Origin of the sequence: Allorhizobium sp. NPDC080224, assembly GCF_050281005.1 — a bacterium.
Taxonomy (GTDB): domain Bacteria; phylum Pseudomonadota; class Alphaproteobacteria; order Rhizobiales; family Rhizobiaceae; genus Allorhizobium.
Map to the genome: position 1 here is coordinate 416,606 of NZ_JBNNWJ010000002.1, position 14,799 is coordinate 431,404.

Genomic DNA, 14,799 nt, shown 5'->3' on the forward strand with positions numbered 1-14,799 from the left:
GCCCTCCGCCTCACTGGATATCCAGCAGCCGTTCCAGGTAGCGCCGTTCGATCTCGGGGCTTGAGTTTTCGCCAAGCTTTTCACGGATCGCTTCGAGAATCTCGCGGGCGCGCTGCACATCGATCTCGTCCGGCACCTTGACGCGTTCGCCGAAATCCGGACCGCTGGTGGCGCGGGGGCGACCGAGAGGATCGCGACCATCCTGATTGCCCTGGCCCTGACCCATCTGCGGACCCTGGCCACCCTCGCCCTGCTGCGCCTGCATCATCTGGTTCATCATGTCGCGGGCGCCCTGACGAAGCGCCTCCATGGCGCGACCCTGGCCTTCGACGGCGGGGCCACCCTGGCCCTGGCCGAGGGACTCGCCGGCGCCCTGCATTTCCTGCTGGGCTTCGCCGAATCCGGGGCCGGGCTCCATGCCAAGGCCCTTCAGGCCCTCCTGCAACTCGCCCAGCTGCTGGCCAAGCTGGTCCTGTTGTTCGCGCAGCTGACGCAGTGCTTCGCGCAGCTGGTCGGCCGTCATGCCGTCCAACCCCTGCTGACCCTGCTCGCCCTGCTGTCCTTGCTGGCCTTGTTGCTGCTGGCCTTCGGCACCTTCTTCGCCCTGCTGCGGATCGCCGCGCTGCATGCGGTCGCGCAGGGCCTGGTCGAGGCGGAAGGTCTCGTCCATCAGCCGCTGCTGCTGCTGCATGATTTCGCCTAGCTTGTCGATCTGACGGCGTGCCTCGCTGTTCTGCTGCTGCTGGCCCTGCTGCGGACGTCCGGCCTGCAGGTTGTTCATCATCCGCTGCAGTTCCGACAGAAGCTGCTGCGCCTGGTCGCGGTTGCCGGAGCGCGCGAGGTTTTCCAGCTGGTCGAGCATGTTGTCGAGATCCTGCTGACGCAGCATGTTCTGGGCATTCTGCTGCGGTTCGCCCTGCTGGTTCGGCATGCGCTGCGCGAGGGCCTGCAGGAATTCCTGCATGGCCGAGCGCAGCTCTGCCATCAGCCGCTGGATTTCCTCGTCGGAAGCGCCATTCTCCAGCGCATCGGACAGTGCCTGCTGGGCATCGCGCAGGCGGCGCTCCGCGAGTGACAGGTCACCATCCTCGATACCGAGCGCGATTTCCCAGAGATAGTCGGCGGTATCCTTCAGCTGTTCTTCGCCGCGCGCCATGTTCATGCGGGCGCGGGCGCTTTCCAGCGCAATGAAGTTGCCGAGATCGGGGATCGTCTCGTCTGCGCGCAGCACCAGTGCTTCGTTCAGCGCGATCGCTTGCGGCATCTGGCGGGTGTCGAGCGCAAAGACCTTGCGCTGTTCGGCAACGGCTGCGGCGAGCGGCTCGTTGAAATTGCGGCCGGGCAGAACCATCTCGATCGGCTCGCTGCGGCCGGTCTGGCCGGCGCCATCGGTCGCAACCAGCGTGATTTTCACCATCTGGCCGGCGAGCGGATGTTCGGTGATGTTGCGGCTGGCGACACCCTTGGTGTCGCGCGCATTGTGCCGCGGCAGGTCGAGTTTGTAGTCGGGCAGCGGATAGAGCGGGGTGGCGCCCGGCTGTTCCTCGACCGGCACGATCTCGGCATGAGCCTTTTGCAGGCCGTAGTCGTCCTTGGCGGTGAAGGCGATTTCGAGCGCCCCGTTGATCGCCCGGCGCGGCGTGCCGTCGAAGGCGATCTCGGGTGCCTTGTCTGGGGTGACGCCGATCGTCCATGTCCGGTCGGCAACGCGCAGTTCGCCCGCGTCGTCCAGTTCCAGTTCGTGGGTGCGCGCGACCATCGGTGTGTTTGTCACCGGGGCGGGTGGGGGTGTCGGGACGACCGTCTGACTGCGTGCATCCATTTCGGAGCCGGCCGTGGGCCTGCGCGCTGCATCTTCCTTTTCGGCCACGTCAAGAACGGTGCCGTCCGCCTGTTTGACGAACAGAACCTTCTCGTCCGAGGGGCCGCCGCTGATGCGTACGGTGACCTTGGACTTCTGCGGCACGGTTACACCTGCCACGTCCTGAGTGCCAAGGCCCGAGAGGAAGACCGGCGGTTGGCCTGTATAGCCGGGTGGGGTGATCCAGGCGTCGATGCGCAGCGTCGGTGCCTCGCTTTCCGGTACGTGCTGGCGGAAGGCATCGGCGATCGAGCCTGCCCCATTGGAGCCGGAATAGGCAAGTGCCGTGACGAAGAGCAGGGCTGGCACGGCGCGCAGGGCATAACGGTCGTAGCGGGCGATGTCTGGCTGCGGCAGACCGGCATCGAGGGCGGCGATCCGCTCGGCCATGCGCCGCTGGTGTTCCTGCCAGAGCGCGCGGGCAAAGGGCGTCTCGGCTGAGAGCTGGTCGTCCTGCACCGCCACCGGCTGGTGGGCGAGGCCGTTGCGCTCCTCAAGCAGCCTGTCGGCTTCGGCAATGCTTGGCAGCCTGAGCTTCAGGAAAGGCAGGAAGGAGGCGACGAAGGCGAAGACGAGGATGAAGACAATCGCCAGGCGGACGAGATCCGGAACCTCACGATAAACGCCGAACCAGGCAAGCGCAACGAAGAGGGCGGCGATGCCGAAAACCGGCAGGAAAAGCGGCAGGAGACGCTCGGCAAACAGCACGGAACGGGCGAGCACGCGTTTGACGCCGACGCGCCGCGCAAGCTTGGGGTCGTCCTTCAAGGCGCCTTGTCTGTGGCCGGCCGGGCGGGAAGAGCTCATCCGTCTGGTCTCCGAGAGCGCCGCGCATGATCACGGCTGACAGATCTCGAAGATAGCAGTCTTTGTGGCGAAGACGAGGGCGGCAAGGAAAAGCGGCAAGCTTTTCCCGCCTCATCGCCGAATTGTGAATGGTTCAGGCGAGCCAGTCCGGGACGCTGTCGAGCGCGATCAGCTCCTCATAGGTCGGACGCGGGCGAATCACGTGGAACTCATCGCCGTTCACCAGAACCTCCGGCACCAGCCTGCGGGTGTTATAGGTTCCGGCCTGGACGGCGCCGTAGGCACCGGCCGAACCGACGGCAATCAGATCGCCCGGCTTTGGCATGGCCATCTCGCGATCGAGCGCCAGATAGTCGCCGGTCTCGCAGACAGGGCCCACGACATCGGCCTTGATGCGCGGGGCGTTCGCGGCCGAAATCACCACGGGCTTGATCTCGTGATAGGCCTCGTAGAGCGTCGGGCGAATGAGGTCGTTCATCGCGCCATCGACGATGACGAAGGTCTTGTCACCGCCATCCTTCACATAGATGACCTCGGTTACCAGGATGCCCGCATTGCCGACGATCAGGCGGCCGGGCTCGGTGACGATGCGGCAGTTCAGCTCCGAAAGCTGGTCCTTGACGATCTTCGCATAGGCATCCGGCTCGGGCGGCGGCTTGTTGTCGTCCTTGTAGGGGATGCCGAGGCCACCGCCGACATCGACGTGATCGATGCTGTGACCATCGCCACGCAGCGTCTCGACGAGTTCGCGCAGCAGGCGGAAGGCGTCTTCGAAGGGCTGCAGATCGGTGATCTGGCTGCCGATATGCATGTCGATCCCGGAAACCTGGATGCCTTCCAGCGACGCTGCCCGTGCATAGACAGCGCGTGCGCGTTCGTAGGAAATGCCGAACTTGTTTTCCTTCTTGCCGGTCGAGATCTTGGCATGGGTCTTGGCATCGACATCAGGATTGATGCGGAAGGAGACATGCGCCTTTTTGCCGGCCTTGATGGCCCGCTGGTTCAGGATTTCCAGTTCCGGCTCGCTCTCGACGTTGAAGCAGTAGATGCCGGCTTCGAGTGCTAAATCCATCTCGCTCGGCGTCTTGCCGACGCCGGAGAACATGATGCGCTCTGCCGGGATGCCTGCTGCCAGCGCCCGGCGCAGTTCGCCTTCCGAGACCACGTCCACGCCGGCGCCGAGGCGACCCAGCGTCTTCAGGACGGCCTGGTTGGAATTGGCCTTCATTGCGTAGCAGACGAGCGCATCGACGCCATCAAAAGCCTTGGAAAAGACCTTGTAGTGACGCTCCAGCGTCGCCGTCGAATAGCAGTAGAAGGGCGTGCCGACGGCGCGCGCGATCTCGGGGATGGCCACGCCTTCGGCGTATAGGACGCCGTCGCGATACTCAAAATGGTTCACGGGTTAAGCCCTGTCAAAGAAGCGGATCGAGAAGGAAGGGGCTGTCCGGCGTTGCCGGCGCCTCGGCACCGCGCTGGTTCTGCTGGCTGGCAGGGGTGCTCGGCGGGTCTAGATCGCCCTTGCGGCCGCAGGCGGACAGAGCCAGCGAGGCGGCCAGCACAATAGAGAGCGTAAGCGTCGTGCGTTTCAGCGAATTCACCATGACCCGGTCCATGAAGATATTGTTGTGCTAGCGTGTACAGAAAAAAGGGGCGCTTGTGCACCCCTGATCTCGTGATGTGTCGCGCATGTGCGCGTGATCGATTGCCCTGTCAGTTGCGGGCCCGCCACCAGGCAATCTGCTTCCTGACTTCGGAAGGCGCCGTGCCGCCAAAGCTCTTGCGGCTGGCGACCGAGGCTTCAACCGTCAGGACGTTGAAGACGTCGGCCGTGATTGCCGCATTGATGTTCTGTAGTTCTTCCAGCGAAAGCTCCGCGAGATCGCAGCCCTTCTTCTCGGCCATGGCAACGGCATTGCCGGTCACATGGTGGGCGTCACGGAAGGGGAGGCCGGCTTCCCGCACCAGCCAGTCAGCAAGGTCGGTCGCGGTCGAGTAGCCGGAACCCGCAGCCGCTTTCATCTTGTCGGTGCGGATGGTCATGTCGGTGACCATGCCGGTCATGGCGGCAATCGCCAGTTCCAGGCTTTCGGCAGCATCGAAGACCTGTTCCTTGTCTTCCTGCATATCCTTGGAATAGGCGAGCGGCAGGCCCTTCATCACGGTCAGAAGGGCAATCAGCGAGCCGTTGATGCGGCCGGTCTTGGCGCGCACCAGTTCGGCGGCGTCCGGGTTCTTCTTCTGCGGCATGATCGACGAGCCAGTCGAAAACGCGTCCGACAGTCGGATGAAGCCGAATTGCGGCGTCGACCAGATGACGATCTCTTCCGCAAGCCGCGACAGATGGACGGCTGAGATCGAGGCGATCGAGAGAAACTCCAGCGCAAAGTCGCGGTCGGACACCGTGTCGATCGAATTGCGGGTCGGTTCGCGGAAGCCAAGGGCTTGCGCCGTCATGTGGCGGTCGATGTTGTAGCCTGTGCCGGCAAGCGCGGCAGCACCGATCGGGCTTTCGTCGAGGTGTTCGATGGCATGGCGCACGCGCTGGCGGTCACGGCCAAACATCTCGACATAGGCCATGCAGTGGTGTCCGAAGGTCACCGGCTGGGCCGTCTGGAGATGGGTAAAGCCGGGCATCACCGTGTCGGCGTGTTCTTCGGCACGGTTGAGGAAGGCCGCAATGAGACCGGAAAGAGCGGCTTCCGTCTTCTGCAGCTCTTCCTTCACCCAGAGGCGGAAATCGAGTGCCACCTGGTCGTTGCGCGAGCGGGCCGTGTGCAGGCGACCGGCGGCCGGGCCGATCAGGTCAGCAAGGCGCGCCTCGATGTTCATATGGATGTCTTCGAGCTTGCGCGAGAAGACGAATTGACCGCTTTCAATCTCTGACAGGATCGTGTCCAGGCCGTGAAGGATCTTGTCTTTATCTTCGTTCGAGATAATGCCTTGTTGCGCCAGCATGGTCGCATGCGCTTTTGAGCCGCGGATATCCTGGGCGTAAAGCTTCTTGTCGAAACCGATGGAGGCATTTATCTCCTCCATAATGGCCGAAGGGCCGGAGGCGAAGCGACCGCCCCACATCTGGTTGGAGGATTTGGTGTCGGTAAAGTCCTCGGCCATGAAGTGCCCGTCCTGGAGAATGACATGACAGAAAAGAAACCCGCGGGCCTCTTCCCTGCCAAGCTGGTTGCGATTGCGGCGGTGGCCGGCATCGTCGCCGGCGCGGCTGCGGTATACGTGAATCAGACCATGTCTGGCAATGCCGTGGAGACCGCAGATGCCGCGCAATGCGAGGGTTCTGTCGCCAGGGCAGAAGCCATCACGCCCTATCTGAAAGGCGATGTCGCAGCGATGATCCCGGTCAGCGAACCGAAGCTCATCCAGGGTCTGACCTTCCAGAACAAGGAAGGTATACCGATGACCATGGCAAACTTCGCCGACAAGACGGTGCTGATCAATCTCTGGGCCACTTGGTGCGTGCCCTGTCGCGAAGAAATGCCCGCCCTCAACAACCTGCAGGAGGCAACTGGCGGGGAAGCTTTCCAGGTGCTCGCCATCAACATCGACACCGGCGATGTCGAAAAGCCGCAGACCTTCATGGAAGAGACCGGCGTCGATGCGCTCGGTCTCTATCGCGACGCGTCCATGGGGGTATTCAACCAGCTGAAGCGTGAGGGGCTTGCCTTCGGTCTGCCGGTCACGCTGCTCGTTGATGGCAGGGGGTGCCTGCTCGGTAGCATGAACGGTCCGGCCGTCTGGGACGGCGCGGACGCCAAGGCGTTGGTGATGGCGGCAGCGACGGGCAGCTGAACCGCTGCCCGCGACCGGTGTCAGTCCTGAAACAGGCGCGGCCGGAGGATTTCGATGAAGCCCTCATCGCCTTTCGCCTTGACGAAGTCGGGGGAGACGTCGAATTCGACGATCGTGTCGCCCGCGGTCCTGGCCAGAACCCGACGCGAGCCCGGGCGATCCAGAACCCGCTGGATTGTCGCTGCCACACCCTTCGTTGCGTCGTCGCTCCACACGACATCGGTCGGACGGAAGAGAAGCTCGGCCGGGCCGTCCTTCAAACCTTCTGCGGCATAGCTCATGTTGCCGACGGTTGCCTGTCCGCTCGTCACATTGGCCTTCAAGGCATTGGTATCGCCGAGGAAACGCATGACGAAGGCGTTCGCCGGATGGCGGCAAACTTCTTCCGGCGTGCCCTGCTGGACGATTTTTCCCTTGTCGAGGATGACGACGCGGTCGGCGAGGTCGAGGGCTTCTTCCTGGTCATGGGTGACGAAGAGCGTGGTGATGCCGAGCTCGTCATGGATCGAGCGCAGCCAGCGTCGAAGGTCGCGACGCACATTGGCATCCAGTGCGCCGAACGGCTCGTCGAGCAGGAGCACGCGGGGATCGACCGCAAGCGCACGGGCAAGCGCCACGCGCTGGCGCTGGCCGCCGGAGATCTGGCCGGGAAAGCGCTCACCCAATCCAGCGAGCTGGACGAGGGAAAGCAGTTCCTCGACCCGCCGATCGATGTCGGCGGTCGAGCGCTTGACCTTGGAGACCTTCATGCCGAAGGCGATATTCTCGGCCACCGTCATATGCGGGAAAAGCGCGTAATGCTGGAAGACGAAGCCGACGCCGCGATCGCGCACGGGAATGTTTGTCGCGTCTTCTTCGCCGAAATGGATCTGACCGCCATCGGCAAATTCGAGGCCGGCGACCATGCGCAGGATAGTGGTCTTGCCGGAGCCCGAGGGGCCAAGCAGCGCCACCAGTTCGCCGCTCTTGATGTCGAGCGACACGCCATGCACGGCGCGGAAGGTTTCGAAGGTCTTGACGACCGTGTCGAGGCGAATGTTCACGAAATCTTCTCCGAAGTATTGCCGGCGAGCGTGGCCGGTCGGTTCCGGCGTCCTGCGCCCTGGCGTTCGAGCAGAACCTTGGCCACCAGCGTGACCAGTGCCAGCGCGGCGAGCATTGAGGCGGCAGCGAAGGCGCCGACGGCGTTGTAGTCCTGGTAAAGCAGCTCGATATGCAGCGGCAGCGTATTCGTCTGGCCACGGATGTTGCCGGAGACGATCGACACGGCGCCGAATTCACCCATGACACGGGCATTGCAGAGCACGACGCCGTAAAGCATCGCCCATTTGATGTTGGGCAGCGTCACCGACAAGTAGGTGCGCAAACCGCTCGCACCCAGCGAGGTTGCAGCCTCCTCGAGATCGCGCCCCTGCGCCTGCATCAGCGGGATCAGTTCGCGGGCGACGAAGGGTGCGGTGACGAACATCGAGGCGAGCACGATGCCCGGTAGAGCAAAGAGGATCTTCAGCCCGGCGCTGTCGAGGGTGGGGCCGAAAATGCCCTGTAGACCGTAGACAAAGAGGTAGGCGACACCGGCGACCACGGGCGAGACCGAGAAGGGGATCTCGATCAGGATAGTGAGCAAGCGCTTGCCGCGGAAATCATGCTTGGTGATCGCCCAGGCGGCGGCCACGCCGAAGATAGTGTTGATCGGCACCGCGATCAGCGCCGTCAGCACCGTCAGCCAGATCGCATGCCGCGTGTCGGGGGCCGCGATCGTTGCAGTGAAATATGGAACCCCGCGGCTGAAGGCCTCGATACCGATGACTGCGAGGGGGGCGACGATGAAGAATGCCACCAAGATCAGCACCAAGGCGATCAGCGTATACTTGAAGAGTGGGGCTTCGCCGACGCGCGGCGGGCGTCGCCCTGTCGTTGCCTGGCTCATGGCTTCAACCTTTCACCGTGTAGCGCAGCGCGCGGGCCTGCAGATAGTTGGTGACCGCCAGCATCACGAAGGCGGCGAACAGCATGACAGAGGCAATCGCGGCCGATGCCGGATAGTCGTATTCCTCAAGCCTGATGAAGGCGAGGAGCGCGGTGATCTCGGTCGAGAAGGGCTGGTTGCCCGCAATGAAGATGATCGCTCCGAATTCGCCGAGGCTGCGGGCGAAGGCGAGGGAGGTGCCGGCAAGCAGCGCCGGCGTGAGGAGCGGCAGTATCACCCGGCGGAAGATACCCCAGTCATTGGAACCGAGCGTCTGCCCGGCTTCTTCAAGCGCCGGGTCGAGCTCTTCCAGCACCGGCTGGACCGTGCGCACGATGAAGGGCAGGCTGGTAAAGGCCATGGCGACCATGATGCCGAGCGGCGTATAGGCGACCTTGATGCCGATTTCGCCAAGCGCCGAGCCAAACCAGCCGTTCGAGGCAAACAGCGTCGTCAGCGAAATACCGGCAACGGCCGTCGGGAGCGCGAAGGGCAGGTCGACCAGCGCGTCGACAATACGGCGGCCGGGAAAGCGATAACGCACGAGAACCCAGGCAAGCGCGAGACCAAAGACGAGATTGAATAGGGTCGCCACCAGCGCCGAGCCGACCGTCACGCCATAACTCGCCACGGCGCGTTCGGAAGAGACGATGCGCCAGTAGTCTGCGGGTCCAAGGCTTGCTGCCTTGAAGATCAGGGCTGCCAGCGGCAACAGGATGATGATCGCGGCATAGACCAGCGTGATCCCGAGGGACAGTCTGAAGCCGGGCAATACGCGGCGTGTCAACGTCGTCGTCCTTTCATGAGAAAACCGGCGGATGATCCGCCGGTCCTGACATCGATCGAATACCGTGCTTAGCGGCTGCCATAGATTCCATCAAGGATGCCGCCTTCGGCGAAATGCTCTTCGGAAACCTTGGCCCAGCCACCGAACGCATCTTCGACGGTCACGAGGCGGATCTCCGGGAACTGGTCCTTGTATTCGGCAGCAACCGCCTCGTCATGGACGCGGTGACCGAATTCAGCGGCGATCTTCTGACCTTCCGGCGAATAAAGGAAGTCGAGATACTTCTTGGAGAGTTCCTGACTTCCCTTGGCATCGGCAACCTTGTCGACGATCGCGACCGGGAATTCGGCGAGCAGGCTCACAGAGGGAACCACCTGCTGGAACTTGTCTTCGCCATATTGCTTGGCGATCGACTTGGTCTCGGCTTCAAAGGTGATGATCACGTCGCCGATCTCGCGCTCGACGAAGGTCGTCGTTGCGGCGCGGCCACCGGTGTCGAAGACCGGCACGTTGTCGAAGATCTTGTCGACGAATTCCGTCACCTTGGCTTCGTCGTCGGCGAACTTCTCCTTCGCGTAGGCCGTGGCCGCGAGATAGGTGTAGCGGGCATTGCCCGAGGTCTTCGGGTTGGGGAAGATCACCTGCACGTCGTCACGGGCGAGATCGTCCCAGTCCTTGATGCCCTTCGGATTGCCGGCGCGCACCAGGAAGGACGGGAAGGAGTAGAAGGGCGAGGCGTTGTTCGGGAATTCCGACTGCCAGCCTTCGTTGATGAAGCCGTTCTTGGCGAGGAATTCGACGTCCGACACCTGGTTGAAGGTGACCACGTCAGCTTCAAGTCCCTCGACGATCGCACGCGCCTGACGCGAGCTGCCGCCATGCGATTGGTCGATGGTCACGCCCGGATTGGCCTTGATGAAGGCTTCATTCTGGGCTGCAAAGATTTCGCGGGCGATGTCATAGGAGGCGTTGAGCAGCTTGTCTGCGGCGCTGGCTGAAACCGGCAGGGAAAGTGCTGCGAGGGCGGCGCTCAAGACGAGGAGGCGTTTCATGGACTGGTACTCCGGTATGCGGGGGATCTCTATCTGCCCCGCAAACTAGAGGGTCGGCGCACCTCTTCCGAGGAATGGCCGACCAATGATTGCCCGGAGGGGCAAATATCTTTCCGCCGGAGGGTCCCCCGCCGGAATGGTCCATCAGCGCGTCGGAACCGGCACTTCGCCGCGATAGTCGTAGAAGCCGCGGCCCGACTTGCGACCGAGCCAGCCGGCCTCGACATATTTGACCAGCAGCGGGCAGGGACGGTACTTCGAGTCCGACAGGCCCTCATGCAGAACCTGCATGATCGAAAGACACGTATCGAGACCGATGAAGTCAGCCAGCTGCAGCGGGCCCATCGGGTGGTTTGCGCCGAGCTTCATGGCCGTGTCGATCGCCTCGACCGAGCCCACGCCTTCATACAGCGTGTAGATCGCCTCGTTGATCATCGGCAGCAGGATGCGGTTGACGATGAAGGCCGGGAAGTCTTCGGCGACCGTGATCGTCTTGTCGAGCGAGGAGACAAAGTCCTTGGCGGTGGCGAAGGTGCTCTCGTCGGTCGCAATGCCGCGCACCAGTTCGACGAGCTTCATCACCGGGACCGGGTTCATGAAATGTATGCCCATGAAGCGCTCTGGCCGATCGGTGGCAGAGGCAAGGCGGGTGATCGACAACGAGGAGGTGTTGGTCGCGATCAGCGCTTCGGGTTTGAGCACCGGGCAGAGGGCGGCGAAGATCTTGCGCTTGACGCTCTCGTCTTCGGTTGCCGCCTCAATGACGAGATCGGCCGGGGCGAGGTCGTTGACATCGGACGAGCCCGAAATCAGGGCAAGGGCCGCCTTCCGCTGCTCGTCGGTGATCTTGCCGTTGGTCACCTGGCGGGCGAGATTGCCGTTTATGGTGGCGAGACCGGCTTCGATCCTGTCCTTGGAGAGGTCGTAGATGGTGACCTTGTAGCCGGCGGCGGCGGAGACCTGTGCGATGCCGCAGCCCATCTGGCCGGCACCCACGACACCCACGTTGCTGATCGTTCCCGTCATCGTCTCGCTCCTCACCCGTTCCAGACTTCACCCAAGAAAATGCCGGGCCCGTTTATCGCGGGCCCGGCTGATTGATAGACCGCAAAGGGTTCTTTGACCAGTCCTTTCGCAGTTGCGAAAGGGTGATCACAGTGCCTTCTCGAGCTCCGGCAGGGCCTCAAAGATGTCGGCGACGAGGCCGTAATCGGCGACCTGGAAGATCGGTGCTTCCTCGTCCTTGTTGATCGCGACGATGACCTTCGAGTCTTTCATGCCGGCGAGGTGCTGGATGGCACCCGAGATACCGCAGGCGATGTAGAGCTGCGGGGCAACCACCTTGCCGGTCTGGCCGACCTGCCAGTCGTTCGGGGCGTAGCCGGCGTCGACAGCCGCGCGCGAGGCACCGACGGCGGCACCCAGCTTGTCGGCGACGGGCAGGATCACTTCCTGGAACTTCTCCGAGGAGCCAAGTGCACGGCCACCGGAAATGATGATCTTGGCCGAGGCCAGTTCCGGGCGGTCGGACGAGGACAGCGCGTCGGAGACGTGGCTGGAAACGCCGGGGTTTGCGGCAGCGGCAACGGTCTCGACGGCAGCCGAACCACCTTCAGCGGCGCCGGCGAAGGAGGCCGTGCGGACGGTGATCACCTTCTTGGAGTCGGTCGACTGCACGGTCTGGATTGCATTGCCGGCATAGATCGGACGCTTGAAGGTGTCGGCGGAGACCACTTCGGTGATTTCCGAGACCTGCATGACATCAAGCAGGGCCGCCACGCGCGGCATCACGTTCTTGCCGACCGAGGTCGCAGCCGCGATGATCGTGTCGTAGGAGCCTGCCAGCGAGACGATGAGAGCGGCCAGCGGCTCTGCCAGGTTGTTGCCGAGCGAAGCGTCGTCTGCGAGCAGCACCTTGGAGACGCCCGAGAGCTTGGCAGCAGCATCAGCGGCAGCCTTGGCGCCAGCACCGGCGACCAGCACATGCACATCGCCACCGATCTGAGTGGCAGCCGTCAGTGCCTTCGCGGTCTGTTCGGAGACGGTCGCGTTGTCGTGTTCTGCGAGAAGAAGAATAGCCATTTTATGTTTCTCCTGTCCGTTCCGCTTACAATACGCCGGCTTCGTTCTTGAGCTTGTCGACGAGCTCTGCCACCGACTTCACCTTGATGCCCGCCTTGCGGCCACCCGGCTCCTCGGTCTTCAGAACCTTGAGGCGCGGGGCAACGTCGACGCCGAAGTCGGCAGGCGACTTCTTGTCGAGCGGCTTCTTCTTGGCCTTCATGATGTTCGGCAGCGAGGCGTAACGCGGCTCGTTCAGGCGCAGGTCGGTGGTGACGATCGCGGGCAGCGTGACGTCGATGGTCTGCAGACCACCGTCCACTTCGCGGGTCACGGTCGCCTTGTCGGCGCCGAGTTCGAGCTTGGAGGCAAACGTCGCCTGGCCCCAGCCGAGCAGCGCTGCCAGCATCTGGCCGGTCTGGTTCGAATCGTCGTCGATTGCCTGCTTGCCGACGATGACGAGGCCCGGAGCCTCGGCTTCCACCACGCCCTTCAGGAGCTTGGCGACCGCGAGCGGCTCGACGGTCTCGTCGGTCTCGATCAGGATGCCGCGATCAGCGCCCATGGCGAGTGCGGTGCGAATGGTTTCCTCGGCCTTAGCAGGGCCGATGGACACGATCACCACTTCCTCAGCCTTGCCGGCTTCCTTCAGTCGCAGGGCTTCCTCGACCGAGATCTCGTCGAAAGGATTCATGGACATCTTGACGTTGGCGAGCTCGACGCCGGAGCCATCCGGCTTGACGCGGATCTTGACGTTGTAATCCACAACCCGCTTGACTGGGACGAGTATTTTCATGGGTTCCTCTCTTCAAATCTTCTGCCGGAAAATGCGCGTTGATGCGCTCCGCCGTTTGTCGATTGGCGACATCGATACGCATTTTTTTCCCAAACACAACGATCGATGCCGTTTGACGGACAGCAATAATTTACGTTGACGTTCACGTCAATACTTTGCGGCCGCGACCTCTTGTCATCGCCCCCAGTGAGTGACCTTGCGAACCGGTTGCGATGCCGCGGTTTTCGCGCCGTTTTCGGCCTCGTCCCTCTCCCGGGCTCTCGGGTCGCCGGCCGGTCTTTGCCCCCAGGGTCCGACTGTCGCGACATCCACGGTGGGCGCGGCGTGTTCGACTGCCTTGGGTGTCACGATCGACCTGTCGAAGAGCGGCACACCCGGACGTCGCAAAAAGAGCACCAGGATCGCCCCGGCGATGATGCCGCCGACATGGGCGCCCCAAGAGACATTGCTGTCGCGGTCAATGACCAGCATCACGAATTGCTGGCCGACCCAGAAGAGAAGCGGGATAAAGGCCGGGAGCGGTAGCGGAAAGCGCATGAAGACCAGCACCCAGACGCGCACCTTGGGATGCAGCATCAGATACGCAGCCACCACACCGGAGACGGCGCCTGACGCCCCGATCAGTGGGGCCTGGCTTGCTGGTACCACCAGCGCATGGAAAAAGGCACCGGCGGCCGCGCAGGCGAGATAGAAGAACAGAAACTTGAAGTGCCCCATCGCGTCCTCGACATTGTCGCCGAAGACCCAGAGGAACAGCATGTTGGAACCGAGATGCAGCCAGCTGCCATGCAGAAAGGAATAGGTGACGTAGGTCGCACCTTCCGGCACCAGCACGAAGCGCGGGTCGAGCTCGGCGATGTTGAAGGCAACAGCCGGTATGAAGCCCATGCCATAAACCCCGACCTCGTAGAGCGCATCGGGTGCCAGCGTCGCCAGTACATGGGTCACCACATTGGCAAGGATCAGCCCCAGGGTCACATACTGCTTGCGGATGTGCTTCAGCGCGTTTCGGTCGTGCAGGGGAATGAACATCGCGCCTCGTCGGTTTCGCCGGTGATGGGTGGGTAGAAACTAGCGCAGCTTGGGGGATGGGGACAGGGGGCAGGTCGCAACGTATGCGGCCCCCACCTCCCCCCCAAGCGGGGGAGGACGGAAAATCGAAGGCTTAGGCGAGCGCAAGCCGCCTAAACTTCAGATTTTCCTGGAGGGGGGCACGGTTCAGTTGGCGCTCACCTCACCAAGCCCCTCTCTTGCGAAATCTGAGTTTTGGCCCTGTTCGGGCCAATTCCTCTCACAGCCTTCGCGCGGGGATCGATTTCTGGCCTTCGGCCACCGCTCCGAAGTCTCCCCCGCAAGGGGGGAGATGGAACGTGGCGCAAGATGCCATTGCCCCTCATCCGCCCCTTCGGGGCACCTTCTCCCCGCTCGCGGGGAGAAGGCCAGGACGGCCGACGCTTGCGCCCCCCCTCTCCCCGCCTGCGGGGAGAGGGTAGGGTGTGGGGCAAAGCCACGAACTCGGCCTTTTCCGAAAAAAAGGGGGACGACTTTCGAAAATTCCCCAACAAAATCAACGTCACAACTTTTTTTCATCCCCGCCCATTTCCACGCCCTTACCCTAGTCCCTGTCCCGCCCTCGGATACACCTGACGATGCGATGTC

Annotated in this window: 13 protein-coding genes; 1 reads left to right on the forward strand and 12 read right to left on the reverse strand. The window is 62.9% G+C overall.

All coding sequences use genetic code 11. The annotated features are described in order from the left end of the window. Positions 1 to 10 precede the first annotated feature (10 nt). The 4 genes from ACQKP1_RS20330 to argH all read right to left on the reverse strand — a co-directional run bounded on the left by ACQKP1_RS20330 (position 11) and on the right by argH (position 5,785). Entirely contained in the window at positions 11 to 2,668 is a 2,658-nt protein-coding gene (locus tag ACQKP1_RS20330) for a TIGR02302 family protein (protein ID WP_427276753.1), read from the reverse strand. Between the two features lie 133 nt (positions 2,669 to 2,801). Beyond that, positions 2,802 to 4,070: a diaminopimelate decarboxylase gene (gene lysA, locus ACQKP1_RS20335; RefSeq protein ID WP_427276754.1), complete on the reverse strand. Its 1,269-nt coding sequence runs from the start codon at positions 4,068 to 4,070 to the stop codon at positions 2,802 to 2,804. Positions 4,071 to 4,083: 13 nt separating this feature from the next. Further along, positions 4,084 to 4,272 carry an LPS translocon maturation chaperone LptM gene (gene lptM / locus ACQKP1_RS20340; RefSeq protein ID WP_203018356.1) on the reverse strand — a complete coding sequence of 63 codons (189 nt, stop codon included), beginning with the start codon at positions 4,270 to 4,272 and terminating at the stop codon, positions 4,084 to 4,086. Positions 4,273 to 4,381: 109 nt separating this feature from the next. Further along, the gene (gene argH / locus ACQKP1_RS20345) at positions 4,382 to 5,785 is read right to left on the reverse strand and encodes an argininosuccinate lyase (protein ID WP_427276755.1); all 1,404 of its coding nucleotides are present in this window, start codon (positions 5,783 to 5,785) and stop codon (positions 4,382 to 4,384) included. Positions 5,786 to 5,809: 24 nt separating this feature from the next. Between argH and tlpA the strand changes: the two genes are divergently transcribed. After that, entirely contained in the window at positions 5,810 to 6,475 is a 666-nt protein-coding gene (gene tlpA, locus ACQKP1_RS20350; RefSeq protein WP_427276756.1) for a thiol:disulfide interchange protein TlpA, read from the forward strand. 20 nt (positions 6,476 to 6,495) lie between these two features. Here the strand turns inward: tlpA and ACQKP1_RS20355 are convergent, their stop codons facing one another. The 8 genes from ACQKP1_RS20355 to ACQKP1_RS20390 all read right to left on the reverse strand — a co-directional run bounded on the left by ACQKP1_RS20355 (position 6,496) and on the right by ACQKP1_RS20390 (position 14,172). Next, complete coding sequence (locus ACQKP1_RS20355) at positions 6,496 to 7,518, reverse strand: sulfate/molybdate ABC transporter ATP-binding protein (protein WP_427276757.1); 1,023 nt, start codon at positions 7,516 to 7,518, stop codon at positions 6,496 to 6,498. Beyond that, entirely contained in the window at positions 7,515 to 8,405 is an 891-nt protein-coding gene (gene cysW / locus ACQKP1_RS20360) for a sulfate ABC transporter permease subunit CysW (RefSeq protein ID WP_427276758.1), read from the reverse strand. The genes ACQKP1_RS20355 and cysW overlap by 4 nt, the downstream gene beginning before the upstream one ends. A gap of 4 nt (positions 8,406 to 8,409) precedes the next feature. Then, positions 8,410 to 9,231, reverse strand: a complete 822-nt coding sequence (gene cysT / locus ACQKP1_RS20365) for a sulfate ABC transporter permease subunit CysT (RefSeq protein ID WP_427276759.1) — start codon at positions 9,229 to 9,231, stop codon at positions 8,410 to 8,412. Between the two features lie 68 nt (positions 9,232 to 9,299). Next, complete coding sequence (gene cysP, locus ACQKP1_RS20370; protein WP_427276760.1) at positions 9,300 to 10,283, reverse strand: thiosulfate ABC transporter substrate-binding protein CysP; 984 nt, start codon at positions 10,281 to 10,283, stop codon at positions 9,300 to 9,302. A 144-nt stretch (positions 10,284 to 10,427) separates the two neighbouring features. Then, complete coding sequence (locus tag ACQKP1_RS20375) at positions 10,428 to 11,309, reverse strand: 3-hydroxybutyryl-CoA dehydrogenase (RefSeq protein ID WP_427276761.1); 882 nt, start codon at positions 11,307 to 11,309, stop codon at positions 10,428 to 10,430. A 126-nt stretch (positions 11,310 to 11,435) separates the two neighbouring features. Then, a complete protein-coding gene (locus tag ACQKP1_RS20380; protein ID WP_427276762.1) occupies positions 11,436 to 12,365 on the reverse strand; it encodes an electron transfer flavoprotein subunit alpha/FixB family protein in 930 nt (309 codons plus the stop codon). A 25-nt stretch (positions 12,366 to 12,390) separates the two neighbouring features. Next, positions 12,391 to 13,140 (reverse strand): electron transfer flavoprotein subunit beta/FixA family protein, encoded by a 750-nt coding sequence (locus ACQKP1_RS20385; protein ID WP_427276763.1) that lies wholly within the window; start codon positions 13,138 to 13,140, stop codon positions 12,391 to 12,393. 174 nt (positions 13,141 to 13,314) lie between these two features. Continuing rightward, positions 13,315 to 14,172 carry a rhomboid family intramembrane serine protease gene (locus tag ACQKP1_RS20390; protein WP_427276764.1) on the reverse strand — a complete coding sequence of 286 codons (858 nt, stop codon included), beginning with the start codon at positions 14,170 to 14,172 and terminating at the stop codon, positions 13,315 to 13,317. Positions 14,173 to 14,799 lie beyond the last annotated feature (627 nt).

Coding starts and splice junctions, on each gene's coding strand:
- ACQKP1_RS20330 (WP_427276753.1), bottom strand. CDS start 2,668: ATGAGCTCTTCCCGCCCGGCCGGCCACAGACAAGGCGCCTTGAAGGAC.
- ACQKP1_RS20380 (WP_427276762.1), bottom strand. CDS start 12,365: ATGGCTATTCTTCTTCTCGCAGAACACGACAACGCGACCGTCTCCGAA.
- ACQKP1_RS20390 (WP_427276764.1), bottom strand. CDS start 14,172: ATGTTCATTCCCCTGCACGACCGAAACGCGCTGAAGCACATCCGCAAG.
- cysW (WP_427276758.1), bottom strand. CDS start 8,405: ATGAGCCAGGCAACGACAGGGCGACGCCCGCCGCGCGTCGGCGAAGCC.
- tlpA (WP_427276756.1), top strand. CDS start 5,810: ATGACAGAAAAGAAACCCGCGGGCCTCTTCCCTGCCAAGCTGGTTGCG.
- argH (WP_427276755.1), bottom strand. CDS start 5,785: ATGGCCGAGGACTTTACCGACACCAAATCCTCCAACCAGATGTGGGGC.
- cysP (WP_427276760.1), bottom strand. CDS start 10,283: ATGAAACGCCTCCTCGTCTTGAGCGCCGCCCTCGCAGCACTTTCCCTG.
- ACQKP1_RS20375 (WP_427276761.1), bottom strand. CDS start 11,309: ATGACGGGAACGATCAGCAACGTGGGTGTCGTGGGTGCCGGCCAGATG.
- lptM (WP_203018356.1), bottom strand. CDS start 4,272: ATGGTGAATTCGCTGAAACGCACGACGCTTACGCTCTCTATTGTGCTG.
- ACQKP1_RS20385 (WP_427276763.1), bottom strand. CDS start 13,140: ATGAAAATACTCGTCCCAGTCAAGCGGGTTGTGGATTACAACGTCAAG.